The 24984-nt window shown below is 69.6% G+C and carries 27 protein-coding genes; 16 read left to right on the forward strand and 11 right to left on the reverse strand.

Going from position 1 to position 24984, the window contains the following annotated elements:
- The first annotated feature begins 58 nt into the window (after positions 1-58).
- Positions 59-775: a CPBP family intramembrane glutamic endopeptidase, BDIM_20840 family gene (locus tag FQY83_RS02175; RefSeq protein WP_146384596.1), complete on the forward strand. Its 717-nt coding sequence runs from the start codon at positions 59-61 to the stop codon at positions 773-775.
- Here the strand turns inward: FQY83_RS02175 and FQY83_RS02180 are convergent, their stop codons facing one another.
- From FQY83_RS02180 to ykgO, 8 genes are all read right to left on the reverse strand, one after another.
- Positions 776-1990, reverse strand: a complete 1215-nt coding sequence (locus FQY83_RS02180) for a TraB/GumN family protein (protein ID WP_146384598.1) — start codon at positions 1988-1990, stop codon at positions 776-778.
- 136 nt (positions 1991-2126) lie between these two features.
- Complete coding sequence (locus FQY83_RS02185; RefSeq protein ID WP_158636410.1) at positions 2127-3137, reverse strand: alpha/beta fold hydrolase; 1011 nt, start codon at positions 3135-3137, stop codon at positions 2127-2129.
- Positions 3138-3237: 100 nt separating this feature from the next.
- Positions 3238-3843: a TetR/AcrR family transcriptional regulator gene (locus FQY83_RS02190; protein WP_337678295.1), complete on the reverse strand. Its 606-nt coding sequence runs from the start codon at positions 3841-3843 to the stop codon at positions 3238-3240.
- Between the two features lie 37 nt (positions 3844-3880).
- Positions 3881-4432 (reverse strand): GNAT family N-acetyltransferase, encoded by a 552-nt coding sequence (locus tag FQY83_RS02195; protein ID WP_146384604.1) that lies wholly within the window; start codon positions 4430-4432, stop codon positions 3881-3883.
- 158 nt (positions 4433-4590) lie between these two features.
- A complete protein-coding gene (locus FQY83_RS02200) occupies positions 4591-5475 on the reverse strand; it encodes a carbon-nitrogen hydrolase (RefSeq protein ID WP_146384606.1) in 885 nt (294 codons plus the stop codon).
- A 119-nt stretch (positions 5476-5594) separates the two neighbouring features.
- Positions 5595-6629, reverse strand: a complete 1035-nt coding sequence (locus tag FQY83_RS02205) for an agmatine deiminase family protein (RefSeq protein WP_146384609.1) — start codon at positions 6627-6629, stop codon at positions 5595-5597.
- A 22-nt stretch (positions 6630-6651) separates the two neighbouring features.
- A complete protein-coding gene (locus tag FQY83_RS02210; protein WP_146384611.1) occupies positions 6652-6978 on the reverse strand; it encodes a hypothetical protein in 327 nt (108 codons plus the stop codon).
- 221 nt (positions 6979-7199) lie between these two features.
- Entirely contained in the window at positions 7200-7325 is a 126-nt protein-coding gene (gene ykgO / locus FQY83_RS02215; RefSeq protein ID WP_010342887.1) for a type B 50S ribosomal protein L36, read from the reverse strand.
- 165 nt (positions 7326-7490) lie between these two features.
- Here ykgO and cmk point away from each other — a divergent pair, with 165 nt between their 5' ends.
- The 8 genes from cmk (at position 7491) to galU (ending at position 15829) form a co-directional block, all read left to right on the forward strand.
- On the forward strand, positions 7491-8162 hold the full coding sequence (gene cmk, locus FQY83_RS02220) for a (d)CMP kinase (protein WP_146384613.1): 672 nt from the start codon (positions 7491-7493) through the stop codon (positions 8160-8162).
- 246 nt (positions 8163-8408) lie between these two features.
- Positions 8409-10097 (forward strand): 30S ribosomal protein S1, encoded by a 1689-nt coding sequence (gene rpsA, locus FQY83_RS02225; RefSeq protein ID WP_146384614.1) that lies wholly within the window; start codon positions 8409-8411, stop codon positions 10095-10097.
- Between the two features lie 117 nt (positions 10098-10214).
- Entirely contained in the window at positions 10215-10517 is a 303-nt protein-coding gene (locus FQY83_RS02230) for an integration host factor subunit beta (protein ID WP_146384616.1), read from the forward strand.
- 29 nt (positions 10518-10546) lie between these two features.
- Entirely contained in the window at positions 10547-10813 is a 267-nt protein-coding gene (locus tag FQY83_RS02235; protein ID WP_146384618.1) for a lipopolysaccharide assembly protein LapA domain-containing protein, read from the forward strand.
- Positions 10814-10818: 5 nt separating this feature from the next.
- On the forward strand, positions 10819-11997 hold the full coding sequence (lapB, locus tag FQY83_RS02240; protein WP_146384620.1) for a lipopolysaccharide assembly protein LapB: 1179 nt from the start codon (positions 10819-10821) through the stop codon (positions 11995-11997).
- Positions 11997-13001 (forward strand): MraY family glycosyltransferase, encoded by a 1005-nt coding sequence (locus FQY83_RS02245; protein WP_146384622.1) that lies wholly within the window; start codon positions 11997-11999, stop codon positions 12999-13001. The genes lapB and FQY83_RS02245 overlap by 1 nt, the downstream gene beginning before the upstream one ends.
- 18 nt (positions 13002-13019) lie before the next feature.
- Complete coding sequence (locus tag FQY83_RS02250; RefSeq protein WP_146384624.1) at positions 13020-14930, forward strand: polysaccharide biosynthesis protein; 1911 nt, start codon at positions 13020-13022, stop codon at positions 14928-14930.
- Complete coding sequence (galU, locus tag FQY83_RS02255) at positions 14927-15829, forward strand: UTP--glucose-1-phosphate uridylyltransferase GalU (protein ID WP_146384626.1); 903 nt, start codon at positions 14927-14929, stop codon at positions 15827-15829. The genes FQY83_RS02250 and galU overlap by 4 nt, the downstream gene beginning before the upstream one ends.
- Positions 15830-15898: 69 nt before the next feature.
- Here galU and smpB read toward each other — a convergent pair whose 3' ends face one another.
- The gene (smpB, locus tag FQY83_RS02260; RefSeq protein WP_146384628.1) at positions 15899-16387 is read right to left on the reverse strand and encodes an SsrA-binding protein SmpB; all 489 of its coding nucleotides are present in this window, start codon (positions 16385-16387) and stop codon (positions 15899-15901) included.
- Between the two features lie 38 nt (positions 16388-16425).
- Between smpB and FQY83_RS02265 the strand changes: the two genes are divergently transcribed.
- Complete coding sequence (locus FQY83_RS02265) at positions 16426-16854, forward strand: type II toxin-antitoxin system RatA family toxin (protein WP_146384630.1); 429 nt, start codon at positions 16426-16428, stop codon at positions 16852-16854.
- Positions 16855-16863: 9 nt separating this feature from the next.
- Positions 16864-17133: an RnfH family protein gene (locus FQY83_RS02270; protein ID WP_146384632.1), complete on the forward strand. Its 270-nt coding sequence runs from the start codon at positions 16864-16866 to the stop codon at positions 17131-17133.
- Here FQY83_RS02270 and FQY83_RS02275 read toward each other — a convergent pair.
- Positions 17130-17519, reverse strand: a complete 390-nt coding sequence (locus FQY83_RS02275; protein WP_425478580.1) for an outer membrane protein assembly factor BamE — start codon at positions 17517-17519, stop codon at positions 17130-17132. The genes FQY83_RS02270 and FQY83_RS02275 overlap by 4 nt on opposite strands.
- A 116-nt stretch (positions 17520-17635) precedes the next feature.
- On the opposite strand from FQY83_RS02275, the gene FQY83_RS02280 reads away from it, so the two are divergent.
- Positions 17636-18040, forward strand: coding sequence for a Fur family transcriptional regulator (locus tag FQY83_RS02280; RefSeq protein ID WP_146384634.1), 405 nt, complete (start codon positions 17636-17638; stop codon positions 18038-18040).
- Positions 18041-18185: 145 nt separating this feature from the next.
- Here FQY83_RS02280 and recN read toward each other — a convergent pair whose 3' ends face one another.
- Positions 18186-19856, reverse strand: a complete 1671-nt coding sequence (recN, locus tag FQY83_RS02285; RefSeq protein ID WP_146384635.1) for a DNA repair protein RecN — start codon at positions 19854-19856, stop codon at positions 18186-18188.
- 180 nt (positions 19857-20036) lie between these two features.
- Here recN and hrcA point away from each other — a divergent pair, with 180 nt between their 5' ends.
- The 4 genes from hrcA to dnaJ all read left to right on the forward strand — a co-directional run bounded on the left by hrcA (position 20037) and on the right by dnaJ (position 24935).
- A complete protein-coding gene (hrcA, locus tag FQY83_RS02290) occupies positions 20037-21095 on the forward strand; it encodes a heat-inducible transcriptional repressor HrcA (protein WP_146384637.1) in 1059 nt (352 codons plus the stop codon).
- Positions 21096-21139: 44 nt separating this feature from the next.
- Positions 21140-21646 carry a nucleotide exchange factor GrpE gene (gene grpE / locus FQY83_RS02295; protein WP_146384639.1) on the forward strand — a complete coding sequence of 169 codons (507 nt, stop codon included), beginning with the start codon at positions 21140-21142 and terminating at the stop codon, positions 21644-21646.
- A 108-nt stretch (positions 21647-21754) separates the two neighbouring features.
- Positions 21755-23677 (forward strand): molecular chaperone DnaK, encoded by a 1923-nt coding sequence (gene dnaK, locus FQY83_RS02300; protein ID WP_146384641.1) that lies wholly within the window; start codon positions 21755-21757, stop codon positions 23675-23677.
- 124 nt (positions 23678-23801) lie between these two features.
- A complete protein-coding gene (gene dnaJ, locus FQY83_RS02305) occupies positions 23802-24935 on the forward strand; it encodes a molecular chaperone DnaJ (protein ID WP_146384643.1) in 1134 nt (377 codons plus the stop codon).
- The last annotated feature ends 49 nt before the right edge of the window (positions 24936-24984 follow it).

A 24984-nucleotide genomic window follows, 5' to 3' on the forward strand; every position in this document is an offset into this window, starting at 1 on the left:
CCCGTCCCCGCAAGGGCGGGAAGCGGTTCGCCTCGCCGCCCGCTCCAGGAACCGGAACATGCCGCTTGCGCTTGTCGAAATCGCGATCCACATGGGCGTGGTCGCCGCGCTCGCATGCCTGGCGGCGTACGCGACCCGAAGCGACCTGCGCGCGGGCTGGTTGATCGCGGCACTGCTGCTGATGCTGTTGCGCGATGCGCTGGTGCTGCGTGGATACGGACTGGTCCCGGATTTCTTCCCGGACAGCGCCTGGAACTGGACCGGGAAACTGCTCGCCACGGCGGGACTGCTGGCGGTGGCCGCGCTGCCGCGGTTCGGCTTCCGGCGCTGCGGAGTCACGTTGCGCCAGGCTCCCGGTTCGGGCACGGCGTGGATCGTCTTCGCGCTGTTCGTCGCCGTGCTCTTCGGCCTGGCGTTCCACCTTGGAGACGGCAGGGAGGGCATCGACACGATCCTGTTCCAGTGGTCGATGCCCGGAATCGAGGAGGAGCTGTTCTATCGCGGCGTCCTGTTACTGGCGTTGAACGAAGCGCTCGATACCGGCGCGAAACGCCGGTTCGCCGGGATCGGCTTCGGCGGACTGCTCGCCACCGTCGCCTTCGGCCTTGGCCATGCGCTGTTCTATCGTGCCGACGGACTTTCGTTCGACCCGATGGCATTCGCCATGACCGCGGGTCCGGCATTGCTGCTGGTCTGGTTCCGGCAGCGGACGGGCAGCTTGCTGCTGCCGGTGCTGGCGCACAACGTCGCCAATGGTGCGTTTACGCTGTTCTGATCAGGCGAACAGCCGCGCCAGCATCCTCGCGCCGCCGGTCCACACGCCGATGGCGGTGCCGAGCGAAGTCAGGAAGAAGTTCAACAGCACCCGTGCGACGCGGTTGCGCCACCAGCCCTTCACCGAGTTGACGTCGTCGCGCAGGGCCATGAAGTCGGCGTAGGTGGGCTTGCGTACCCAGGCTTCGATCAGGGCGCTGACCGTGCCCGAGGCGAGCGCGGGATGCAGCGGGGTGAACGGCGAGGACGCGAAGGCGCCGAGGATGCTCAGCGGATGGCCGCCCGCGATCAGGCAGCCCAGTGCGCCGAGGCCGCCGGTCCACAGCACCCAGTACAGCAGCAGGTCGGCGCCGACGTCGAAGCCGCCGCTGGCGAAGCCCCAGGCGAAGCCGCCGAGCAGGAACGCGCCGATGCAGATCTCCATGATCGGCAGCTTCGACTTCGGCTTCAGTGCCTCCAGTTCCGGGATCACCGCGTCGGGCGCACCGGCATCGTCGCGCAGGTGCCGCGCCAGCCCGTCGAGGTGGCCGGCGCCGACCACCGCCAGCACCTCGCGTGCGTCGCCCGACGTCTGGCGCAGACGTGCGGCCATGTAGCGGTCGCGCTCGGTGATCAGCGCGTCGTACAGCGCCGGCGTCTGCTCGGCGAACTCGCTGAAGCTGGCCTGCAGCATGTCGCCCTGCTTGAGCTTCTCGATGTCGTGCTCGGCGACCTCGTCGTCCACGATCAGGCCGACGACGATGCCGCCGCCGAGCTTGGCCCGCTGCCACCAGCCCAGGCGCTGCAGTGCGCGCCTGAAGGTCAGGCCGACGTCGCGGTCGATCAGGTGCGTCGGCAGGCCGCGCGCGCGCGCATCCTCGACCGCGGCCTTCAGCTCCGCGCCCGGCTCGATGCCGAGCTGCTCGGCCAGCCGCCGCTGATAGCTGGCCAGCGCGAGGTTGGCGGCGAACAGCGGGGTCTTGCCCTCGCGCAGCACCTTGACCAGGTCGAGCCTGGCCAGCGCGTCCGGATCGGTGATCGCACGCAGGCGTTGCTCGTCGAGTTCCACCGCGACCGCATCGAATCCGCCTTCCGCGATCGCCGAATGCACGGCCTCGACGCTCGCGCGCGAGACGTGCGCGGTGCCGAGCAGGGTGTAGCGCACGCCGTCGCGTTCGACGATGGCGTGGGGTTGCGCGCGCCAGTCGGCATCGGCAGGGGCTGCGTGTTCGTTCAACGGGGAATCCGCTTGCGGGGGGCTGTCGCCTTCGACAAGACGGCGCCTTGCGGCGCCGTCATGGGTTCAGCGGGCGACAGGGTAGAACGTCGTGCGCAGCAGGGAAAGCCGTCGACGCGAGGGTGCCGCGCGGTGTTCAGGCCGGCATCGACTTGCCGCAGTCGAGGCCGGCCGCCGCGTATGCACGGTCGAGTTCAGCGCGCGCGTCGGCGGGCGTGGCGCGTCCCGGGTCCGGCTGCCCGGAGGCCATGAACGCGACGATGTCCGCGACCACGGACGGATCGCGCAGCAGCCGACGGTGGCCGAGGCCGCCGGTTTCGGCCAGCCGCGCCTGCGGCCATGCTTCCGCCACCGCATGTCCGTGGAAGAACGGGACTTCGCGGTCGTCGCGATCGTGCACCACCAGCAGCGGAGGCAAGGCGCGCCGCGCCGCCAGGCCGGGCATGTCGAAGTCCGTCCACGGCCGCGCGAAGCGATGCTCGACGAGCGCGCGAAAGCGCGCCGTCACAGCAAGGCTGGCGCCGATCGCGCGGCCGAACGGTTCGATCGCCTCCGAAGGCAGGGCGAAGGGTGCGACGAACGCGATCCGCTCCGGCCCGGTCCAGCCGTCGCGCAGCGCCAGCGCCGTGGCGGTGCAGCCGCCGGAATGCGCGACCAGCCCCGCAATCGGGCCGACGCCCGCAGCCACCACCCGCAGCGCGTCGGCGATCTCGATCATGCTGACCCGACGCCCGCCGAGCCGGCTCGGATCCGAGCTGCCGTGCGCGGGTGCGTCGAAGGCGACGACGCGCAGACCGCGTTCGAGCAGCTGCGCGATCAGCGCATGCATCTGCCCGGCGTTGCCGCCCCAGCCGTGCACCAGCAGCACCGTCGGTCCACGGCCCCAGGACCAGGCGTTGACGCGATGGCCGTGCACGCGGAAAGGCATCGGCTCGCCGCGCGCCAGCCAGGCCGCGGCCTCGGGGCGCGGCGGCGTCCTTGGCGCCGAGAACCAGATCCGGTCGAACAGCGCGACCGCGAGCGGCGGAGCGACCCGCGACAGTGCGCGCATGCTCGCGCGCAGCAGCGGGAACCACCCGTCGCCGCCGACCCACGAGGCCTGCGCAGGCCGGCTGGGCGCGCCTGCGGCGGGCAGGGCCGTCGGCAAGACGGGCGTGGATGCTTCGATAGGGCCGTCAATTTCAGAACGAACGATCGTGCTATTTTCTTCGCGCAACGTATCCATGACCGAAACCTCGCGGGTTACCTCAGGGGGAGGGGGTGTAGCTGCGGATCAGCCGCTCGAACGCGCGGAACCCGCGCGCGGCGGCGTCGTCGTAGCCGGTGAGCCCGGCGTCGTGATGGACCGCCAGCGCGATCGCGTAGAGTTCGAACGCGACCTGCGCCGGCTCGGTGTCGGCGGCCAGTTCGCCGCTGTCGATCGCGAGCTGCACGGCCTTGGCCAGCTGGTCGCGCCAGTCGGCTTCCTGCTGCAGCACGCGGTCGCGGATCGGACCGGGGCGATCGTCGTATTCGCTGGCGGCGGCCAGGAACAGGCAGCCGCCGTCGTCCTCGTGGCGGACCCATTCGGCCCAGTTGGCGAAGATCGCGCGCAGCCGCGGCAGGCCGCGCTTCGCCTTCAGCGCCGGCACCAGCACGTCGCGGATGAACAGCTCGCCGCCGAGGTCGAGGGTGGCCAGCTGCAGGTCCTCACGCGAGCCGAAGTGGGCGAACACGCCGCTCTTGGACATGCCGACCTGCTCGGCGACGCCGCCGATGGTGAGGCCCTCGAGCCCGTTGACGCAGGCCAGCAGATAGGAACGCGCGAGGATGGCCTCGCGCGTGGTGGCACCCTTCGTGGGGGAGGGCGACATCAGCATGCCTCCATAAAAGCACGATCGTTCGTATTATTCAAGTCCCCGCTCCGACGCCGTTCCCGGGATCCGATCCGCTGCCGTCGCCCAGCTCGCGCTGCATGAACACGGTATCCAGCCAGCGGCCGTGCTTCCAGGCGATGCCGGCCATGGTGCCGGCGTGGCGGAAGCCGAAGCGCTCGTGCAGCCGGATCGACGCGACGTTCGCGGGTTCCCCGATCACCGCGATCATCTGGCGGAAGCCGCGCGCCTCGCAGGCTTGGATCAATGCGGCCAGCAGCGCTGCGCCGACGCCGTGTCCCTGGGCGGACGCCGCGACGTAGACCGAATTCTCGACCGTGAACCGGTAGCCCTCGCGCGCGCGGAAACTGCCGGCATAGGCATAGCCGGCGACCGCGCCGTCGCGTTCGGCGACGAGGTAGGGGAAGCCGGCGTCGAGCAGGGCGCGCATCCGTCGCGACATCTCGGGCGCGTCGGGCACGTCGTATTCGTAGGTATTGACGCGCTCGCGCACTTCGTCGGAGTAGATCGCCGCGATGGCCGGCACGTCGGCGTCCGTCGCGTCGCGTATCAGGTGCGGCTGCGGCATGGTGTTTTCACCGGCTGTCGAATGGTCGTCCGGAACGTGGCGCACTGTCGTCCCGAGCCTCCCGGCTTCGTGCAGGGAGGGCGAAGAAGCAAAATGGATCCCGGCTTGCGCCGGGATGACGGTGCTCGAGTTGTAGGGGAGGCTGAGGCAGAAACACCCTAGTCGAGATAGCGCTTGAGCAGGCCGTCGTAGGCGTCGATGCGGCGGTCGCGCAGGAACGGCCAGATCCTGCGCACATGCTCGCTGCGCTGCATGTCGACCTCGGTCAGCAGGATCGTCGGTTCTCCGCCGGCCTCGGCGATGAATTCGCCCTGCGGGCCGAGCACGTGGCTGTTGCCCCAGAAATCGATGCCGCTGGCGCCGAGCGGCGAAGCTTCGTGGCCGACGCGGTTGCAGCTCAGCACCGGCAGGCCGTTGGCGACGGCATGGCCGCGATGGCTCAGCACCCAGGCGTCACGCTGGCGGGTCTTCTCGGCGGGGTCGTCGTCGGGGTCCCAGCCGATCGCGGTCGGGTACAGCAGCAGTTCCGCGCCGGCCAGCGCCATCAGCCGTGCGCCTTCCGGGTACCACTGGTCCCAGCACACCAGCACGCCGAGGCGACCGACCGAAGTGTCGATCGGCGAGAACCCGAGGTCGCCCGGGGTGAAGTAGAACTTCTCGTAGAAGCCCGGGTCGTCAGGGATGTGCATCTTGCGGTACTTGCCCGCGACGCTGCCGTCGGCTTCGAAGACCACCGCGGTGTTGTGGTACAGCCCGGCGGCGCGGCGCTCGAACAGCGAACTGACCAGCACCACGCCGTGCCGTTTCGCCAGCCTGCCCAGGCGCTCGGTGCTCGGGCCGGGGATCGGTTCGGCCAGGTCGAACTCGGTGACCGACTCGTGCTGGCAGAAATAGGGACCGTTGTGCAGTTCCTGCAGCAGGACCAGCCTCGCGCCGGACTTCGCCGCCTCGGCGACGCGCTGCTCGATCAGCGACAGGTTGGCGTCGGCGTCGCCCTGGTTGCGTTCCTGGACTAGGGCGACGGGAAGGGTCTTGGTCTTCATGGCGGGGATTGTATAGGCCGGATAACGGCCGGGCGTCGGGGGCGTAGCCCCGAGCTACGGGGTCGTGCCGGTGCGTAGATCGGGGCTACGCCCCCGACGCCCGGGCTGCACGGGCTGGATCAGCGAACGAGGCCCTCGGGCAACTGCATGGTGATGCAGTGCAGGCTGCCGTTCTGCCAGATCAGCGGGCGGCAGGGCACCTGCACGATCTCGCGGTCGGGGAAGGCCTGCTGCATGACGTCGGCTGCCTTCGCGTCGGCTGGGTCGCCATAGGCCGGCATCAGCACCGCGCCGTTGACGATCAGGAAGTTGGCGTAGGACGCGGCCAGGCGCCGGCCGCCGTCGAGGATCGGCGCCGGCCACGGCAGCGGGAACAGCCGGTAGGGGCGTCCGTCGGCGGTGCGCAGCGCGGCGATCTCGCCAGCCATCGCCTGCAGTTCGGCGTGGTGGCTGTCGGCCGGATCGTCGCAGGCCTGGAACACGATCGCGTCGGGCGCGGCGAAGCGGGCGAGGGTGTCGACGTGGGCGTCGGTGTCGTCGCCCTCGAGGTAGCCGTGGTCGAGCCACAGCACGCGGTCCTGCCGCAGCCAGGTCGCCAGCCGGTCCGTCAGCTGCGCGCGGCTGGCGTCCGGGTGGCGTTCGTGCAGGCACTGCCAGGTGGTCAGCAGGGTGCCGGCGCCGTCGGTGTCGATGGCGCCGCCCTCCAAAGCAAAATCAATGGATTGCCGGGAACTCTTCGAGAAGATTCCCATTCCGTGGAGGCGCTCGACCAGCTGGTCGTCCAGGCTCGCGTCGAACTTGCCGCCCCAGCCGGTGAAGCGGAAGTCGAGCAGGCGGAAGCCGTCGCCCTCGCGCAGGCTGAGCGGGCCGGAGTCGCGCAGCCAGGTGTCGTCGTAGGGCACCTCGACGAAGCGCACCCGCGCCATGTCGATCCGGTTGGACGACAGTCGCGCCTGTGCGTAGCTCTCCACGTCCTCGTCGGCGACGCAGACGACCACCGGCTGGAAGCGGGTGATCGCCGCCACCAGCGCGATGTAGGTGTCCTCGACTTCGCCCAGGCGTTCGGCCCAGTCGGTATCGGCGTTCGGCCACGCGATCAGGATCGCGGACTGGGGCTCCCACTCCGCGGGGAATCGCGATGTCGCTTCGGTCATCGGTGCGTGGGCGCCCGGAGGGTCAGCGGATCGCCGGCTTCGGGCCGGTCTCGGAGGCGCTGGCCTGGTTGAGCACGGCGTCGATGACGCGGTCGCGCTCGAAATAGACGGTGAAGTCCGGATAGACCCAGCGGTTGATCGTCGGCCACTGGCGCTTCTGGCCGCCGCGCGGATCGAGTTTCTGCGTCGGCGCGCCGAAGCGGGCCTCGACCTGGGCGGCGCTCTGTCCGCGCGCGGGCAGGGCCACCTGCGACTTGGCCTGGGCGCGCTGGACCAGCAGGGTATCGGCGGAAGCGGTGCCCGCGACGCAAAGCAGCGCGGACAGGGCGAGGCAGGCGGACAGGCGCATGGTCTGGATTCCTCTGTGATCGGCGGGCGGAGAACGGGCCCGGGCGTTGTATCAGATTCGCACGCCGGGCGCTGTGTCGGCGAACCGGGTTGCGCGGCGTCGCAGGCCGCGTCCTTCCGCCGGTCCCTGCGCGCGGGCACGCAAAAAGGCCGCATCGCTGCGGCCTCCTGCGTACGGCATTGGACCCGGAACGCCCGGCATGCCGGGGCGGGTCGCGCGGATCAGCGCTGGCGCGCCTTGAAACGCGGATTCGACTTGCAGATCACGAAGACCTTGCCGCGGCGACGAACGACCTTGCAGTCGCGGTGACGGGCCTTCGCCGACTTCAGGGAGGACAGGACCTTCATGACAGACCTCGAAAAGCGGTGTTGGAAAACGAAGCCGCGCATTATAGCGGGCATTTCTCCGGAGATTCAAGCGCTTGCCGCCTCGGGCGAGGGGAGGTCGAACGGACCGGAGCAAGGATGCCGCGCTGCGACATAATCCACGGTTTCCCGATCCTGCCTCCGCGCATGCCAGACACCATTCCCGTCCTCACCATCGACGGCCCGTCCGGGTCCGGCAAGGGCACCATCAGCCGCCTCGTCGCCCGGCGCCTGGACTGGCACTACCTCGATTCCGGCGCGCTGTACCGGGCGATCGGCGTTGCCGCCGGCTGGGCCGACCTCGACCTGGACGACGCCGGCGCGCTGGTGCGCTGCACCTTCGATACCGAGATCGGGTTCCAGGAGCCGGAGGACGGCGACCTGCGGGTCATCGTCAACGGCCACGACGCCACCGACGAGCTGCGCACCGAGACCGCCGGCGCCGCGGCCTCGGCGATCGCCGCCATCCCCGAGGTCCGCGCAGCGCTGAAGGACCGCCAGCGCGCGTTCCGCCGGCCGCCGGGGCTGGTCGCCGACGGCCGCGACATGGGCACGGTGATCTTCCCGGACGCCCCGTACAAGGTGTTCCTGACCGCCAGCGCGGAGGAGCGCGCCGAAAGGCGCTATAAACAGTTGAAGGACAAGGGGGTTTCCGTCACAATGGACGGTCTGCTGCGCGAGATTCTCGCCCGCGACGCCCGTGACGCCAGCCGCACGGTGGCGCCGCTGCGGCCGGCCATTGATGCCGTCCACATCGACACCACCGGCCTCGGCATCGAAGCGGTCGTCGGGCGCGTGCTGGCGGTAGTAGCGCCGTAGCCGCGGTTCCACCGCGGCTACCCCCGTTTCCTTCCCCTTCAAGGGGAAGGTAAGGATGGGGATGGTGCTACGTTCCGCCGCCGGGATCGAACAAGGCAGACAACCGCTCCGCACGGGAAGTTCCCGCGCGGGTTCATCCACCACAACACTCACGGCCATACGCAATCCCGCGCCGGCCGACAAACGGGTGGATCGCAGGGCCCGCACCCCGGGCGCGCGATCTGTGTCATCAACCGAGATTTTGAAATGACCGAATCATTCGCAGAACTGTTCGAAGCCAGCCAGGCCAACCTCGCCAAGCTCAAGCCCGGCGCCATCGTCACCGGCACCGTGGTCCAGGTGCGCACCGACGTCGTCGTGATCAACGCCGGCCTCAAGTCCGAAGGCATCGTGCCGATCGAACAGTTCCGTAACGACGCCGGCGAGATCGACGTGGCCGAGGGCGACGTCGTCAAGGTCGCGCTCGACTCGCTGGAGAACGGCTTCGGCGAGACCGTGCTGTCGCGCGAGAAGGCCAAGCGCGCCATGGTCTGGGACGAGCTGGAAGAAGCGCTCGAGAAGAACGAGACCATCGTCGGCCGCATCAGTGGCAAGGTGAAGGGCGGTTTCACCGTCGACATCAAGGACGTCCGCGCATTCCTGCCGGGCTCGCTGGTCGACGTGCGCCCGGTCCGCGACCCCGTCTACCTCGAGGGCAAGGAACTCGAGTTCAAGCTGATCAAGCTCGACCGCAAGCGCAACAACGTGGTCGTCTCCCGCCGCGCGGTGGTCGAGAGCGAGCACTCGGAAGAGCGCGAGCAGCTGATGGAGAAGCTGGTCGAGGGCGCGGTGCTCAAGGGCGTGGTCAAGAACCTCACCGACTACGGCGCGTTCGTCGACCTTGGCGGCATCGACGGCCTGCTGCACATCACCGACATGGCCTGGAAGCGCGTGCGCCATCCGTCCGAGGTGGTTGAAGTCGGCCAGGAGCTGGACGTGCGCGTGCTCAAGTACGACCGCGAGCGCAACCGCGTCAGCCTCGGCCTGAAGCAGCTGGGCGAGGATCCGTGGGACAACATCGCCCGCCGCTACCCGTCCAACACCCGCGTGTTCGGCAAGGTCTCCAACGTCACCGACTACGGCGCGTTCGTCGAGATCGAGCCGGGCGTCGAGGGCCTGGTGCACGTGTCCGAGATGGACTGGACCAACAAGAACGTCAACCCGTCCAAGGTGGTGCAGGTCGGCGACGAGCTTGAAGTGATGGTGCTCGACGTCGACGAGGAGCGTCGCCGCATCTCGCTGGGCATCAAGCAGGTCACGTCCAACCCGTGGGAGACCTTCGCGGCCATCCACAAGAAGGGCGACAAGGTCGAGGGCCAGATCAAGTCGATCACCGACTTCGGCATCTTCATCGGCCTGGACGGCGGCATCGACGGCCTGATCCACCTGTCCGACATCAGCTGGAACTCCACCGGCGAGGAAGTCGCGCGCAACTTCAAGAAGGGCGACACGATGGAAGCGGTGGTGCTGGCGGTCGATCCGGAGCGCGAGCGCATCTCGCTGGGCGTCAAGCAGCTCGAGCAGGACCCGTACGGCCAGTTCCTCGCCAGCCATCCGCGCGGCTCCAAGGTCAGCGGCACGGTCAAGGAAGTGGACGCCAAGGGCGCGACCATCGACCTGGGCGAGGGCGTGGAAGGCTATGTCGCCGCGCGCGACGTCGCCGACGTCCGCGTCGACGACGCCAGCCAGCACCTGAAGGTCGGCGATGCGATCGAGGCCAAGTACGTCGGCCAGGACCGCAAGAGCCGCCTGCTGCAGCTGTCGATCCGCGCCAAGGACGAAGCCGAGGCCGCCGAGACCCTGGCCGAGTACAACAAGGCCGCGGCGGAAGCTTCGAGCGGGACCACCAAGCTGGGTGCGCTGCTGCGCGAACAGCTGGAAAACAAGTCCGAGTAAGCGGACTTGCGGCGCAAGCCGCAGACGCCCGGCCGTTCGCGGCCGGGCGCTTGAACCAGGCGGGCGGCCCGGGCAGATGCCGGGCCGTCCTTCCGACCTTCCACGGGCGCGTCGACGATGACCAAATCGGAACTGATCGAGATCCTGACCCAGCGCCAGGCGCACCTGAAGGCCGACGACGTCGATCTGGCGGTCAAGTCGCTGCTGGAGATGATGGCCGGCTCGCTTGCGCACGGCGATCGGATCGAGATCCGCGGCTTCGGCAGCTTCTCGCTGCACTTCCGTCCGCCGCGCACCGGACGCAATCCCAAGACCGGCGACGCCGTGGCGCTGCCCGGCAAGCACGTCCCCCATTTCAAGCCCGGCAAGGAACTGCGCGAGCGCGTCACCGCCGTGATTCCGCTGCCGGTCGAGGAGTAAGGGCCCGCGTCGCGATAAGCTACTGCGGCATGCGCCTGCTCCGGATCCTCATCGCCCTCCTGTTCGCCGCGCTCGGCCTTGCCGTCGGCGCGCTGAACCCGCAGCACGTCACGCTCGATCTCGGTTTCGCAGGCTTCGACGCCGGCCTCGGCGTGCTGCTGCTGGCGGCGCTGCTCGTCGGCGTGCTCTGCGGCGGATTGATGCTGGCGCTGGGCGTGGTCGTCCCGCTGCGCCGTGAACTCAAGCGCGAACGCGCGCGCGCCGACGCGCCGCCGCCCTACGACATGGGAGTCTGAGCGCCATGGCCTTCGTCACCGAGTGGTTCTGGTTCTTCCTGCTGCTGCCGATCGCTGCGCTGAGCGGCTGGGTGATCGGGCGCCGCGGCGGCGAGCGCCACAGCGACACCCAGGTCAGTCGGCTGTCGACCACCTACTTCCGCGGCCTGAACTACCTGCTCAACGAGCAGCCGGACAAGGCGATCGAGCTGTTCCTGCACATCGCCGAGCTCGACAAGGAAACCTTCGAGACCCAGCTCGCGCTCGGCCACCTGTTCCGCCGCCGCGGCGAGGTCGACCGCGCGATCCGCCTGCACCAGGGCCTGGCGCAGCGCCCCGACCTGAGCGACCCGCAGAAGGTGCAGGCGCTGCTGGCGCTGGGCGAGGACTACATGAAGTCGGGCCTGCTCGACCGCGCGGAGGTGGTGTTCAGCGACCTTGCGAAGATCGACCAGCGCGCGCCGCAGGCGCTCAAGCACCTGATCGGCATCTACGAGGCCGAGCGCGACTGGGCCAAGGCGATCGAGAACGCGACCCGCTACGAAGCCGCGACCGGCGAGCCGATGGGCAGGCTGATCGCGCAGTTCGAATGCGAACTGGCCGATCGCCTGCGCCTGTCCGGGGATGCGGAAGACGCCCGCGCCGCCGTGGCGCGCGCCTATGCCGCGGATTCGAAGTCGGTGCGCGCGGGCATCCTCGAAGGCCGGCTCGAAACCGACGCCGGCAACGACGCGGCCGCGATCCGCGCCTATGAACGCGCCGCCCGCCACGACACCGACTTCCTGCCGGAGGTGCTGCCGGCGCTGCTGGCCGCCTACGAGCGCGTCGGCGACACGTCCGGCGCGCGCAAGTTCCTGGCCGAGATGAGCGAACACTACCGCGGCATCGCGCCGGTGCTGGCGCTGACCCGGCTGGTGGAGCGGCAGGATGGCGTCCCCGCGGCGCGCGGCTACCTGGCGCAGCAGCTGAAGGACCGCCCGTCCGTGCGCGGCGAGGCGGCCCTGATCGACCTGACCCTGGCCGAGAACAGCAACCTCGCCGCGACCCTGCAGGACCTGCGGTTGATCACCGAGCAGCTGCTGGTGCGCAATCCGAGCTATCGCTGCAACCGCTGCGGCTTCGGCGCGCGCAGCCACCACTGGCAGTGCCCGAGCTGCAAGGAGTGGGGGACGATCAAGCCGCTGCTGAACTACGCGGTCGTCTGATGCCCCACTTTGCGATTCCCGGCCTCTGGCTGCTGGCGGGCTTCGCGATCGGCTGCGCGTCGACCTGGATGGCACGGCGCTACGCGCTCCGCCGCCGGCTGATCGACCAGCCCGGCGAGCGCCGCAGCCACCAGGCCGCCACGCCCAGGGGCGGCGGCGTCTCGATCGTCGTCGTCCTGCTGCTGGCCGCGGCGGCGCTGGCGGTGGCCGCGCCCGGGCACCTGCCGTCGATCGCCCTGGCCGCGGCAGGCCTCGCGCTGGTCGCGGGCATCGGCTGGATCGACGACCACCGGCCGCTTTCGCCGCTGCTGCGCCTGTGCGTGCACGTGTTCGCGGCCACGCTGCTGGCGGTGGCGCTGGGCCTGGAAGGCGGCGACTGGAAGGACATGGCCACCGCGTTCGTCGCGGCAGTGGTGCTGACCAACGTCTGGAACTTCATGGACGGTATCGACGGCATCGCCACCAGCCAGGCGATCCTGGTCGCCGCGGCCTGGGCGCTGTTCGCGGGGGAGGGGCCGGTGTTCTGGTTGGGCTTGGCGCTGGCCGCAGGGGCCTGCGGCTTCCTGCCGTTCAACTTCCCCGGGGCGCGGATCTTTCTCGGCGACGTCGGCAGCGGCGCGCTGGGCTACGCGCTCGCCGCGCTGCTGGCGCTGGTATCGATGCATCGCGGGTCCGACGGCCGCGTGCTGCTGCTGTTTCCGCTGCTGCCGTTCCTCCTTGACGCGTCCTTGACGCTGCTTGCGCGCATGGTGCGCGGCGAGGCCTGGTGGCGGCCGCACGTGCAGCATGCCTATCAGGCATGGGCGCGGCGGGCGGGCAGCCACTCCGTGGTGACGCTGGCCTACGCCGGTGCCACCCTCGTGGCCGTACTGGCCATGTTTGCCATGCATTCATGGAGTTCCACCGCTATCATGTCAACGTACGTGATATTCCTGGCAGCAGGGGGGCTGGCATGGATGATTCTGCGCAGGCAAGCATCGCCCGATAAATCTGACAGCCTCTAAAGACAGGAAGCCGTGACGATGGTCAACTGGAAGGATCGGGTCAGCACCATGTTGCCCAAGGTGGCCGTGGTCGCGCACGATCTGTGCATGGTGTGGCTGTGCTGGCTGGGCCTGCACCTGTTCCGCCACTCGATGCTTCCCGTCGTGCCGCCGACGCCGGCACTGTCGACCGAAATGCTGCTGGTGCTGGCCGCGCAAGCGGCAGTGTTCTGGAAGGTCGGCCTGTATCGCGGGGTCTGGCGTTTCGCCAGCCTGCCCGACCTGATCAACATCCTGAAGGCATCGGTGATCGGCCTGATTGCGATCATGCTGATGTTGTTCGTCTACAACCGGCTCAACCAGGTGCCGCGCTCGGTGCTGCTGCTGTACCCGTTGCTGCTGACCGCGATGCTGGGCATGCCGCGCCTGCTGTATCGCGCCTGGAAGGATCACCGCACCACACGCACCGACCAGGCGGCGCTGCGCGTGCTGATCCTCGGCGCCGGGCAGGCCGGCGAGACCCTGGTCCGCGACCTGCGGCGTGCCGGCGCCTACAGCCCGGTGGGCTTCCTCGACGACGCGGCCAAGCTGCGCGGCAGCCGCCTGCAGGGAATACCGGTGCTGGGGCGGATCGAGGATGTCGGCAGGATCGCTCCAGAAACCGCGGCGAAACTGCTGGTGATCGCGATGCCCTCGGTCGATGCCGCGACCATGCGCCGCGTCGTGGCCGCCTGCGAGAGCACCGGCCTGCCGTTCCGCACCGTGCCCCGGCTCGACGACATGCTCGAGGGGCGGTCGCTGCCCGGCGAACTGAAGGAGGTCGCCATCGAGGACCTGCTTGGCCGCAAGCCGGTGACGCCCGACTGGAAGGCGATCCGCAACTGGCTCGGCGGGCGCAGCGTGCTGGTCACCGGCGCCGGCGGATCGATCGGCGGCGAACTGTGCCGGCAGTGCGCACGCCATGGCGTGAACCAGATCGCGCTGGTCGAGATCGATGAGCTCGCGCTGATCAAGACCGAATCCGAACTGCGCCGCGATTTCCCGCAGATTCGGTGCGTGCCGATCCTCGGCGACTGCGGCGATCCGGCCGTGATCCGCCATGCGCTCGGCCAGTCCAATCCGGATGCGGTGTTCCACGCCGCCGCCTACAAGCAGGTCCCGGTGCTGGAAGGGCAGTTGCGCGAAGCCGTGCGCAACAACGTCCTGGTGACCGAGGTCGTGGCCCGCGAGTCGGCAGCGGCCAGGGTTGGCACTTTCGTGCTGATTTCCACCGACAAGGCGGTCGATCCGGTCAACGTGCTCGGTGCGACCAAGCGCCTGGCGGAGATGGTCTGCCAGTCGCTGGCCGAGTCCGAGGCGACTCACTTCGTGATCGTGCGCTTCGGCAACGTGCTCGATTCGGCGGGCAGCGTGGTGCCATTGTTCCGCGAGCAGATCCGCACCGGCGGACCGGTCACGGTCACCGATCCGGACGTCACCCGCTACTTCATGACGATCCCGGAAGCCTGCCAGCTGATCATGCAGTCGGTCGCGATCGGCTCGCGCGAGGCGATCTACACCCTAGACATGGGCGAGCCGGTGCCGATCCGCCTGCTGGCCGAGCAGATGATCCGCCTCGCCGGCAAGCAGCCCGAGCGGGACATCGCGATCGTCTACACCGGCCTGCGCCCCGGCGAAAAGCTGCACGAGACGCTGTTCCACGCAGACGAACGCTATCGCCCCACCGTACACCCCAAGATCCTGCAGGCGGAAGCGCGCTCGGTCTCCGGCGAGAAGATCCAGCAGGCGGTGGCGCGCATTCGCGAGGCGGTCGCCGCCTACGATGTCGACACCATCGCCCTGCTGCTGCGCGAGACCCTGCCCGAGTTCAGGCCCGCGACCACCACGCCGACGCGCGAAGCCGCCGGTACAGTCGTGGCCTTCCCCGCACGACAGGCCCGCAAGACATGAACAAGCGTATCCGCAAGGCCGTGTTCCCGGTCGCCGGCCTGGGAACCAGGTTCCTTCCCGCGACCAAGACCGTGCCCAAGGAGATGCTGCCGATCGTCGATCGGCCCTTGATCCAGTACGCGGTTGACGAAGCCATCGAAGCCGGCTGCGACACGTTGGTGTTCGTCACCAACCGCTACAAGCACGCGGTGGCCGACTACTTCGACAAGGCCTACGAACTGGAACAGAAGCTGGAGCGATCCGGCAAGCACCAGCAACTGGAACTGGTGCGCAACGTACTTCCCGAAGGCGTGCGCGCGGTGTTCGTCACCCAGGCCGAGGCGCTGGGACTGGGGCATGCGGTGCTGTGCGCGAGGTCGGTGATCGGCGACGAGCCGTTCGCGGTCCTGCTGCCCGACGACCTGATCTGGAACCGGAACGGCGCGGGCGCGCTGAAGCAGATGGCCGACCACGCCGAAGCCAACGGCGTCGGCGCGATCGCCGTGCAGGACGTGCCGAAGGAGCAGACCGCCAGCTACGGTATCGTCGCCACCGAGGGCTTCCGCGACCGCCACGGCGCGATCCGCCGCATCGTCGAGAAGCCGAAGCCGGAGGATGCGCCGAGCACGCTGGCCGTGGTCGGCCGCTACATCCTGCCGGGCGCGATCTTCGACCACCTCGAGACCACCGGCCGCGGCGCCGGCGGCGAGATCCAGCTGACCGATGCGATCGCGAGCCTGATCCAGGACCGCCAGGTGGACGCCTATCGCTTCCGCGGCACGCGCTTCGACTGCGGCACGCACATCGGCCTGGTCGAGGCCACGATCCGCTTCGCGCTCGACCACGAGAAGATCAGCGACGACGCCCGCGACAGCATGGCGCGCGCGCTGCGGGAGCTGGGCGTCACCGACATCAGCTGAGCCCCCCGTTCCCCGGACATCCGCGATGCCCCGTTCACCGCGAGCGTCGCGCGTCAGCCCGCCCGGGCATCACTTGTTGTGCGCCCGCATCGCCCGCTGCTTGTCGCGCGCCCAGTCGCGGTCCTTCGAGGCCTGCCGCTTGTCGTGGCTCTGCTTGCCCTTGGCCAGCGCCACTTCGGCCTTGACCTTGTTGCCCTTCCAGTACAGCGCGGTCGGCACCAGGGTGTAGCCGTCGCGCTGCACGCGGCCGATCAGGTTGTCGATCTCGCGCCGGTGCAGCAGCAGCTTGCGGCTGCGTCTGGAATCGGCGACCACGTGCGTGGAGGCCTGGATCAGCGGCGTGATCTGCGCGCCGACCAGGAAGATCTCGCCCTCGCGCACCATGGCGTAGCTCTCGCCGATGTTGGCGCGGCCGGCGCGGATCGCCTTCAGCTCCCAGCCCTGCAGCGCCATGCCCGCCTCGAAGCGCTGTTCGAGGTGGTAGTCGTGGCGCGCGCGCTTGTTGAGCGCGATGGTCCGGTCGCCGTTTGCCTTATCCTTGCCGCTCTTCTTGCCCATCCCGCCATTGTCCCCGAAGCCGGTCACGCACGCGAGCCATGCCCACGATCGAACGCAGCGCGCTGGTGGAACATTCCGTGACCCGGATGTTCGCGCTGGTCAACGACATCGCCGCCTATCCCCGCCGCTTCGAATGGTGTGAGAACGCCCAGGTGCTGGAGGCGGGCGAGGAGCGGGTGCTGGCCAAGCTGGAGCTGGGCATCGGCGGCTTCCGCACCTGGTTCACCACCGAGAACACCCTGTCGCCGCCGCACCACATCGACATGGAGCTGCGCGACGGGCCGTTCCGGCGCCTGCAGGGCCGCTGGCGCTTCCATGCGCTGGACGAGACCGCGAGCAAGGTCTCGCTGGCGCTGGATTTCGAGCCGCAGAGCAGCCTGATGCTGCCGGTGCTGTCGCTGGGGCTGCGCGGGCTGGCCGACCGCATGGTCGACGATTTCGTGCGCGTCGCCGACGCCGAGGCCTAGGGCCCGTCGATGCGCGTGCAGGTGATTCGGGCGTGGCGGGAGCGCTTCGAGGCGGAGGAACTCGAACTCGAGCCCGGCGCGAGCGTCGCCAATGCGCTGGCGCTCACCCGCATCCCGCGCGATGGCGTGGCCGGCGTCGCGATCCACGGCGAGCGAGCGCAATCGCAGACCGTGCTGCACGACGGCGACCGCCTGGAGCTGCTGGAACCGCTGCTGGCTGACCCGAAGGAGTCCCGGCGACGCCGGGCGCAGGTGCAGGCGGGACGGACGCGGCGCTAGCGTCGCCGCTGGTTGCCCTTTTCCTTGGGCAGGTTGCCGAAGCGGCGCATGCGCTCGGACAGTTCCTTGTCCTGTTCGGCGAAGTACTCGCCGTCCCACTTCACCAGCGAGTCGTTCTCGAACCACAGGGTCATGTTCTTGACCTCCGTGTGGCCGCGGCGGTTGGTGCGCTGCGTCGCGGTGTAGTCCCAGCGCTGGTGGTGGAACGGGTCGGCGATCGAGGGCGTACCGAGCAGGGTCAGCACCTGCTGCTTGTCCATGCCGACCTGCAGCTGGTCGATCGCGTCCTTTTCGATCAGGTTGCCCTGGTAGATCGGCTGCTTGTAGAGCATGCCGCAACCGGCCGTGGCCGTGGCGATCAGGAGGGCGAGCGCGATGCGGGAAATGGGCATGGAACGGGGCCTGCGATGACGGGCGGAACCGGCGCGATGATACACTCCCGGCGAGCACGGCAACCGACATCCAGGCAGCTGTCGCTAAACCGCCTGTGAACGGAGACCCCATGGAATCGATGGATTTGCGCAAGGCCGGGCTGAAGGTGACGCATCCGCGGATGCGGATCCTCGAACTGCTCGAACTGCGGACCCCGCGCCAGCACATGACCGCGGAAGACATCTACCGGCAGCTGCTGGAGCAGGGCGACGAGATCGGCCTGGCCACGGTGTACCGCGTGCTGACCCAGTTCGAGGCGGCCGGCCTCGTGGTCAAGCACAACTTCGAGGGCGGCCACGCGCTGTACGAGATTGACCGCGGCGACCACCACTACCACATGGTCGACGTGGTCAGCGACCAGATCACCGAGTTCGAGAGCCCGGAGATCGTGGCGCTGCTCAACAAGATCGCCGGCGAGCACGGCTACGTGCTCGACGAGCACTCGCTGGTGCTGTACGTGCGCAAGAAGCGCTGAGGGCTTCAGGTCAGTCGGGCTGTCATATCGACCGGAGGGAGATATCTGCTTGTCCTCGACAGGAACGGCAGATCCCTCGCTTCGCTCGGGATGACAGTCCGAATTCGTTCGGGATGACGGCCCGAAAGGGAATCCGCATTCGCGCCTAGTTGCCGCCCGCGGCGAGCAGGCGACGGGCCGCGGCGCGCGCTTCCTTCGAGACTTCGACGCCGCCGAGCATGCGCGCCAGTTCCTCCTGGCGCTGTTTCGAGTCGAGCCGCTGCACGGCGCTGTGGGTGATGCCGTCGCGGTCGGCCTTGCTGACGCGGTAGTGGGCGTGGCCCTGCGCGGCGACCTGCGGCAGGTGGGTCACGCACAGCACCTGCCGGCTCGCGCCGAGCGCGCGCAGCTTCTGGCCGACGATCTCGGCGACCGCGCCGCCGATACCCGAGTCGACCTCGTCGAACACCATCGTCGGCACCGCGTCCGAGCCCAGCGCGGCGACTTCGATCGCCAGCGAGATGCGCGAGAGTTCGCCGCCCGAGGCCACGCGGCGCAGCGGCCGCGGCGGCTGGCCGGCGTTGGCCGAGACCAGGAATTCCGCGCGTTCGCCGCCCTGGGGGTCGGGGCGGTCGCCGTCGACCGGCTCCAGCGCCACCTCGAAGCGCCCGCCGCCCATGCCCAGTTCGGCGATCAGCGCGGTCGTGGCCTGCGACAGCCGGGCGGCGGTGGCCGAGCGGGCGTCGCCGAGCGCGTCGGCGGCCCTGCGCCAGCTGGCGGCCGCGACGGCGATCTCGCCGTCCAGCGCCTGCAGGCGGGTGCCGGCGTCGCGCAGTGCATCGAGTTCGGCGGCGAAGCCGGCCCGGCATCCCGCGAGTTCCTCCGGCGCGACGCGGTGCTTGCGCGCCAGTTCGTGCAGCCGCGCCAGCTTCGCGTCCAGCAGTTCGAACTGTGCCGGGTCGAGGTCGAGCTCGTCGCGCACGCGCTGCAGCAGCAGCAGCGCTTCGTCGATCTGGATCGCAGCGGCGTCGAGCATGGCGTCGACCTCGTCCAGCCGCGGCTCGTGCTCGCGTTCGCGCGACAGGCCGCCGCGCAACTGCTGCAGGCGGCGGACCAGCGACGGGCCATCGTCGCCGGACAGGCCGGCGAGCGCCTCGTCGCAGGCGGCGATCAGGCCGGCCGCGTGCGCCTGCCGGCGATGGCCGACGACCAGCGCCTCGATCGCCTCGGCGCCCAACTCCTCGCGTTCGAGTTCGGCGAGCTGGTGGCCGAGCCAGTCGATCCGCTCGGACACGTCGCCGGCCTTCGACAGCGCGTCGCGCTCGCGCTGCAGCGCGTTCCATTGCGCGGCGGCGGCGCGCACCGCCGCCAGCGGCGCGTCGTGGCCGCCGAAGGCGTCGAGCAGGGCGAGCTGGCTGGATTTCTCCAGCAGCGCCTGGTGCTCGTGCTGGCCGTGGATCTCGACCAGCAGGCCGGCCAGCTGCGACAACTGCGCCAGCGTCGCCGGGCGGCCGTTGATCCAGGCACGCGAGCCGCCGTCCGCGCGCAGGGTGCGGCGCAGGGTGCAGGCCCCGTCGTCGTCGAATTCCTGCCCGCGCAGCCAGTCCGCCGCGGCCGGGGCGTCGTCCGGGTCGAATTCGGCGTGCAGTTCGGCGCGTTCGGCGCCGTGGCGGACCATGCCGGCATCGGCGCGCAGGCCCGAGAGGAAGCCCAGCGCGTCGACCAGCAGCGACTTGCCGGCGCCGGTCTCGCCGGAGATCACGGTCATGCCCGGCCCGAACTCCAGCTCGGTGGCCGAGACGACGGCGAAATCACGAAGGGTCAGGCGCTTGAGCATGGCCGCGCATTGTAGGGCGCACGGTCGCAGCCGCCGAGACGGATGTAGCCCGGATGGCTGTCGGGAATCCCCGGGCTGGACGTTTTCCCGTCATCCCGGGCATGGCGAGCGATCGGTCCTTGCGGCCGCCCTGCGCCCGGCGCTTGCAGCCGCCGGACGATCGGCGATCTAATCGTGCAGATGGCCGCACCACCGCCCGGCAGCACCCTCGATCCCCGCGCACGGCAGCTGCTGCGCACCCTGATCGCCCGCCACATCCGCGACGGCGGGCCGGTCGGCTCGCAGACCCTGGCGCGCCATGCCGGGCTCGACGTCAGCCCGGCGACGATCCGCAACATCCTCTCCGACCTCGAGGAAATCGGCCTGCTGTCGGCGCCGCACACCTCCGCCGGGCGGGTGCCGACGGCGCAGGGCTACCGCGTCTTCGTCGACTCGCTGCTGCAGGTGCAGCCGCTGCCCAACGCCGAGCTGGCGCGGCTGCGCGGCGAACTGCCGGCCGGCGGCGGCACCCAGTCGCTGCTCGGCAGCGCCTCGGAGCTGGTCTCGGCAATGACCCACTTCGTTGGCGTGGTCTCGGTTCCCAAGCGCGAGCAGTTCGCCTTCCGCCACATCGACTTCGTGCCGCTGGACGGCCAGCGGGTCATGGCGATCCTGGTCTTCGCCGACAACGACGTGCAGAACCGCATCATCCAGACCCGACGGCCGTACGACGCGTCCGAGCTGGAGCGGGTGGCGAACTACCTGAACGCGCACTTCGCCGGCCGGCCGGTGGCCGAGATCCGCGCCACCCTGGTGCGCGAGCTGCAGGCCGCGCGCAGCGAGATGGAGGCGCTGCTCTCGCACACCGTCGAACTGGCCGAGCAGGCGCTGGCCCCGGCCGCGGACGACGACATGCTGGTCGCCGGCCAGACCCGGCTGATCGGGGTCCAGGACCTGTCCGACCTCGACCGCCTGCGCGAGCTGTTCGAGGCCTTCTCCCGCAAGCGCGAGATCCTGCAGCTGCTCGAACGCACGATCCGGGCGCAGGGCGTGCGCATCTTCATCGGCGAGGAGACCGGGCTGGCGCCGCTGGAGGGGGTGTCGCTGGTGACCGCGCCGTATGCCTCGGGCGGCAAGGTGCTGGGGGTGCTGGGCGTGATCGGCCCGACCCGGATGGCCTACGACCGCGTGATCCCGGTGGTGCAGGCCACCGCGCAGGCGCTTGGGGCCGCCTTGAATCCGGATGCGCCGGCCCCATAGCTGGCGGGTCGGCGGCCTGACGACCGCCATTGCAGCCACAGGACATGACCGCAGAATCCACGCCCGACGCCGCGCCCGCGGCCGAAGAACACGACACCGCCGAGGCCCGCATCCAGGTCCTCGAGGCGGAACTGGAACAGCTCCGCGCGCAGTCGCTGCTCGACCGCGCTGACATCGAGAACCAGCGCAAGCGCCTGGAGCGCGACGTGCGCAACGCCTGCCGCTTCGCCAACAAGCAACTGCTGGGCGACCTGCTGCCGGTGTTCGACAGCCTCGAGGCCGCGCTCACCACGGCCGCGGCCGACGACCCGCTGCGTGACGGCGTGGTGCTGACCCTGCGCGAGCTCGCGCGCGTGTGCGAGAACAACGGCCTGGTCGAGGTCGCGCCGGAGCCGGGCGATGTCTTCGATCCCGAGAAGCACAACGCGATGAGCGCGGTCGAGACCGCCGAGGTCGCGCCCGGCGCCGTGTTCCAGGTGTTCCAGAAGGGCTACGTGCTCAACGAGCAGCTGCTGCGGCCGGCGCTGGTCGCGGTGGCCAAGCACGACTGAAGCTGAAAAACCCGCCGCCGGGCGCTTGAAGCGCCGCCGCGGCAGCCCCAGATACGCGTCATCGGCGGCCCCGCCGCCCACCACACCGGATTCAAGAGGGAACCCACAATGGCAAAGATCATCGGCATCGACCTCGGCACGACCAACTCGTGCGTGGCGATCATGGACGGCGGCAAGGCCAAGGTCATCGAGAACAGCGAGGGCGACCGCACCACGCCGTCGATCGTGGCCTACACCAAGGACGGCGAAGTGCTGGTCGGCGCGAGCGCCAAGCGCCAGGCCGTCACCAACCCCAAGAACACCTTCTACGCGGTGAAGCGCCTGATCGGCCGCAAGTTCACCGACGCGGAAGTGAAGAAGGACCTTGACCTGGTGCCTTACAGCATCGTCGAGCACGACAACGGCGACGCCTGGGTGGCCACCAGCGACGGCCGCAGGCTGTCGGCGCAGGAAGTCTCCGCGCGCATCCTCGAGAAGATGAAGAAGACCGCCGAGGACTACCTGGGCGAGAAGGTCACCGAAGCGGTCATCACCGTGCCGGCCTACTTCAACGACTCCCAGCGCCAGGCGACCAAGGACGCCGGCCGCATCGCCGGCCTCGACGTCAAGCGCATCATCAACGAGCCGACCGCGGCGGCGCTGGCCTACGGCCTGGACAAGGCCGGCGGCGACCGCAAGATCGTGGTCTACGACCTCGGCGGCGGCACCTTCGACGTGTCGATCATCGAGATCGCCGAAGTCGACGGCGAGAAGCAGTTCGAGGTGCTGGCCACCAACGGCGACACCTTCCTCGGCGGCGAGGACTTCGACAAGCGCGTCATCGACTACCTGGTCGAGGAGTTCCAGAAGGACCAGGGCATCGACCTGCGCAAGGATCCGCTGGCCCTGCAGCGCCTGAAGGACGCGGCCGAGCGCGCCAAGATCGAGCTGTCCAGCGCGCAGCAGACCGAGGTGAACCTGCCGTACGTGACGGCGGACGCCTCCGGCCCGAAGCACCTCAACATCAAGCTGACCCGCGCCAAGCTCGAGGCCCTCGTCGAGGACCTGGTGAAGAAGACCATCGAGCCGTGCAAGGTCGCGCTCAACGACGCCGGCCTGCGCGCCAGCGACATCGCGGAGGTGATCCTGGTCGGTGGCCAGACCCGCATGCCGAAGGTGCAGGCCGCGGTGACCGAGTTCTTCGGCAAGGAGCCGAAGAAGGACGTCAACCCGGACGAAGCCGTGGCCATCGGCGCGGCGGTGCAGGGCGGCGTGCTCGCCGGCGACGTCAAGGACGTGCTGCTGCTCGACGTGACCCCGCTGAGCCTGGGCATCGAGACCCTGGGCGGCGTGTTCACCAAGATCATCGAGAAGAACACCACCATCCCGACCAAGGCCTCGCAGACCTTCTCCACCGCCGAGGACAACCAGTCCGCGGTCACCGTGCACGTGCTGCAGGGCGAGCGCGAGCAGGCCCGCTACAACAAGTCGCTGGCCCGCTTCGACCTCACCGGCATCGACGCCGCGCCGCGCGGCATGCCGCAGGTCGAGGTGTCGTTCGACATCGACGCCAACGGCATCGTCCACGTCACCGCCAGGGACAAGAAGACCGGCAAGGAGCAGAAGGTCGAGATCAAGGCCGGCTCGGGCCTGTCGGACGACGAGATCCAGCGGATGGTCGCCGATGCCGAGGCGCATCGCGAGGAGGACAGGAAGTTCCACGAGCTGGTCGGCGCCCGCAACCAGGCCGACGCCCTGATCCACGCCGCGCGCAGCGCGATCAAGGACAACGGCGACAAGGTGCCGGGCGACCTGATCGGTCGCGTCGAGGGCGCCATCGCCGAGGTCGAGACCGCGATGAAGGGCGACGACAAGGACCAGATCGAGGCCAAGACCAAGGCGCTGGAAGAGGCCGCGCAGTCGCTGTTCGCGGCGGCGGCCGCCGCCGGCCAGCAGGCGCCCGAGGACGCGGCCAGCGGCGGCACCCCGGCGGGCGACGACGTGGTCGATGCGGAGTTCACCGAGGTCAAGGACGACGAGAAGAAGTCGTGATGGGTGATTCGTAGTTCGTGATCGGGAAAAGCGGGGTCTCGGCTCCGCTTTTTCCGTCTCGAATTGCCGGATCGCGGCCTTTGCCTTTTCGAATCACCAATCACGAATCACGAATCACCGCCCGATGAGCAAACGCGACTACTACGAAGTCCTGGGCGTTGCGCGCGACGCCAGCGAAGAAGACCTGAAGAAGGCCTATCGCCGCTGCGCGATGAAGTACCACCCGGACCGCAATCCCGGGGACCACGAGGCCGAGGTGCGCTTCAAGGAGTGCAAGGAGGCGTACGAGGTGCTGTCGGACGGCGGCAAGCGCCGCCTGTACGACCAGCACGGCCACGCCGCGTTCGAGCACGGCATGGGCGGCGGCAACGCCGGGCCGGGCTTCGGCGGCGCCGACATGGGCGACATCTTCGGCGACATCTTCGGCAACATCTTCGGCGGCGGCGGCGGACGCGGCGGCCCGCGCCGCGGCGCCGACGTCGGCTACGTGATGGAACTCGACCTCGAGGAGGCCGTGTCCGGCGTCGAGAAGCGCATCGAGATCCCGACCCTGGCCGAATGCGGCGACTGCGACGGCACCGGCTCGGAAGACCGCAAGCTCGAGACCTGCTCGACCTGCCACGGCCGTGGCCAGGTGCGCTTCCAGCGCGGCATCTTCTCGATGCAGCAGCCGTGCCCGCACTGCCACGGCCGCGGCAAGACGATCGCCAACCCGTGCAAGACCTGCCACGGCAACGGCCGGATCGAGGAAGAGAAGGTGCTGTCGGTGAAGATCCCGGCCGGCGTCGACAGCGGCGACCGCATCCGCCTGGCCGGCGAAGGCGAGGCCGGCCCCGCCGGCGCGCCCGCGGGCGATCTCTACGTCGAGGTCCGCGTGCGCCCGCACGACATCTTCGAGCGCGACGGCGACGACCTGCACTGCGAGGTGCCGATCCGCATCTCGCAGGCGGCGCTGGGCGACACCGTGCGCGTGCCCACGCTCGGCGGCGAGGCCGAGATCCGCATTCCTGCCGAGACCCAGACCGGCAAGGTGTTCCGCCTGCGCGACAAGGGCGTGAAGTCGGTGCGCAGCCGCGCGCCGGGCGACCTGTACTGCAAGGTCGTGGTCGAGACCCCGGTGAACCTGACCCAGGAGCAGCGCGACTTGCTGGACAAGTTCGAGGCGACGTTCACCGGCGAGAACGCGCGCCGACATTCGCCCAGGTCCAGCACCTTCCTCGACGGCGTGAAGGGCTTCTGGGACCGGATGGTGTCCTGACGCGCGCCGCGCGGCGCGGGCTTGTCGGCCGCCGGGTGCGCGACCAGAG

Origin of the sequence: Luteimonas marina (genome assembly GCF_007859325.1) — a bacterium.
GTDB classification, from domain to species: domain Bacteria; phylum Pseudomonadota; class Gammaproteobacteria; order Xanthomonadales; family Xanthomonadaceae; genus Luteimonas; species Luteimonas marina.

What these genes read in the sequence shown, in the direction of transcription:
- FQY83_RS02235 (WP_146384618.1), top strand. Translation starts at nt 10,547, where the DNA reads ATGCGCCTGCTCCGGATCCTCATCGCCCTCCTGTTCGCCGCGCTCGGC.
- FQY83_RS02280 (WP_146384634.1), top strand. Translation starts at nt 17,636, where the DNA reads ATGGAATCGATGGATTTGCGCAAGGCCGGGCTGAAGGTGACGCATCCG.
- FQY83_RS02230 (WP_146384616.1), top strand. Translation starts at nt 10,215, where the DNA reads ATGACCAAATCGGAACTGATCGAGATCCTGACCCAGCGCCAGGCGCAC.
- FQY83_RS02205 (WP_146384609.1), bottom strand. Translation starts at nt 6,629, where the DNA reads ATGACCGAAGCGACATCGCGATTCCCCGCGGAGTGGGAGCCCCAGTCC.
- FQY83_RS02175 (WP_146384596.1), top strand. Translation starts at nt 59, where the DNA reads ATGCCGCTTGCGCTTGTCGAAATCGCGATCCACATGGGCGTGGTCGCC.
- FQY83_RS02245 (WP_146384622.1), top strand. Translation starts at nt 11,997, where the DNA reads ATGCCCCACTTTGCGATTCCCGGCCTCTGGCTGCTGGCGGGCTTCGCG.
- smpB (WP_146384628.1), bottom strand. Translation starts at nt 16,387, where the DNA reads ATGGGCAAGAAGAGCGGCAAGGATAAGGCAAACGGCGACCGGACCATC.
- dnaJ (WP_146384643.1), top strand. Translation starts at nt 23,802, where the DNA reads ATGAGCAAACGCGACTACTACGAAGTCCTGGGCGTTGCGCGCGACGCC.
- hrcA (WP_146384637.1), top strand. Translation starts at nt 20,037, where the DNA reads ATGGCCGCACCACCGCCCGGCAGCACCCTCGATCCCCGCGCACGGCAG.
- lapB (WP_146384620.1), top strand. Translation starts at nt 10,819, where the DNA reads ATGGCCTTCGTCACCGAGTGGTTCTGGTTCTTCCTGCTGCTGCCGATC.
- FQY83_RS02195 (WP_146384604.1), bottom strand. Translation starts at nt 4,432, where the DNA reads ATGCCGCAGCCGCACCTGATACGCGACGCGACGGACGCCGACGTGCCG.
- dnaK (WP_146384641.1), top strand. Translation starts at nt 21,755, where the DNA reads ATGGCAAAGATCATCGGCATCGACCTCGGCACGACCAACTCGTGCGTG.
- grpE (WP_146384639.1), top strand. Translation starts at nt 21,140, where the DNA reads ATGACCGCAGAATCCACGCCCGACGCCGCGCCCGCGGCCGAAGAACAC.
- ykgO (WP_010342887.1), bottom strand. Translation starts at nt 7,325, where the DNA reads ATGAAGGTCCTGTCCTCCCTGAAGTCGGCGAAGGCCCGTCACCGCGAC.
- FQY83_RS02200 (WP_146384606.1), bottom strand. Translation starts at nt 5,475, where the DNA reads ATGAAGACCAAGACCCTTCCCGTCGCCCTAGTCCAGGAACGCAACCAG.
- FQY83_RS02270 (WP_146384632.1), top strand. Translation starts at nt 16,864, where the DNA reads ATGCGCGTGCAGGTGATTCGGGCGTGGCGGGAGCGCTTCGAGGCGGAG.
- cmk (WP_146384613.1), top strand. Translation starts at nt 7,491, where the DNA reads ATGCCAGACACCATTCCCGTCCTCACCATCGACGGCCCGTCCGGGTCC.
- galU (WP_146384626.1), top strand. Translation starts at nt 14,927, where the DNA reads ATGAACAAGCGTATCCGCAAGGCCGTGTTCCCGGTCGCCGGCCTGGGA.
- rpsA (WP_146384614.1), top strand. Translation starts at nt 8,409, where the DNA reads ATGACCGAATCATTCGCAGAACTGTTCGAAGCCAGCCAGGCCAACCTC.
- FQY83_RS02265 (WP_146384630.1), top strand. Translation starts at nt 16,426, where the DNA reads ATGCCCACGATCGAACGCAGCGCGCTGGTGGAACATTCCGTGACCCGG.
- recN (WP_146384635.1), bottom strand. Translation starts at nt 19,856, where the DNA reads ATGCTCAAGCGCCTGACCCTTCGTGATTTCGCCGTCGTCTCGGCCACC.
- FQY83_RS02210 (WP_146384611.1), bottom strand. Translation starts at nt 6,978, where the DNA reads ATGCGCCTGTCCGCCTGCCTCGCCCTGTCCGCGCTGCTTTGCGTCGCG.
- FQY83_RS02190 (WP_337678295.1), bottom strand. Translation starts at nt 3,843, where the DNA reads ATGTCGCCCTCCCCCACGAAGGGTGCCACCACGCGCGAGGCCATCCTC.
- FQY83_RS02250 (WP_146384624.1), top strand. Translation starts at nt 13,020, where the DNA reads ATGGTCAACTGGAAGGATCGGGTCAGCACCATGTTGCCCAAGGTGGCC.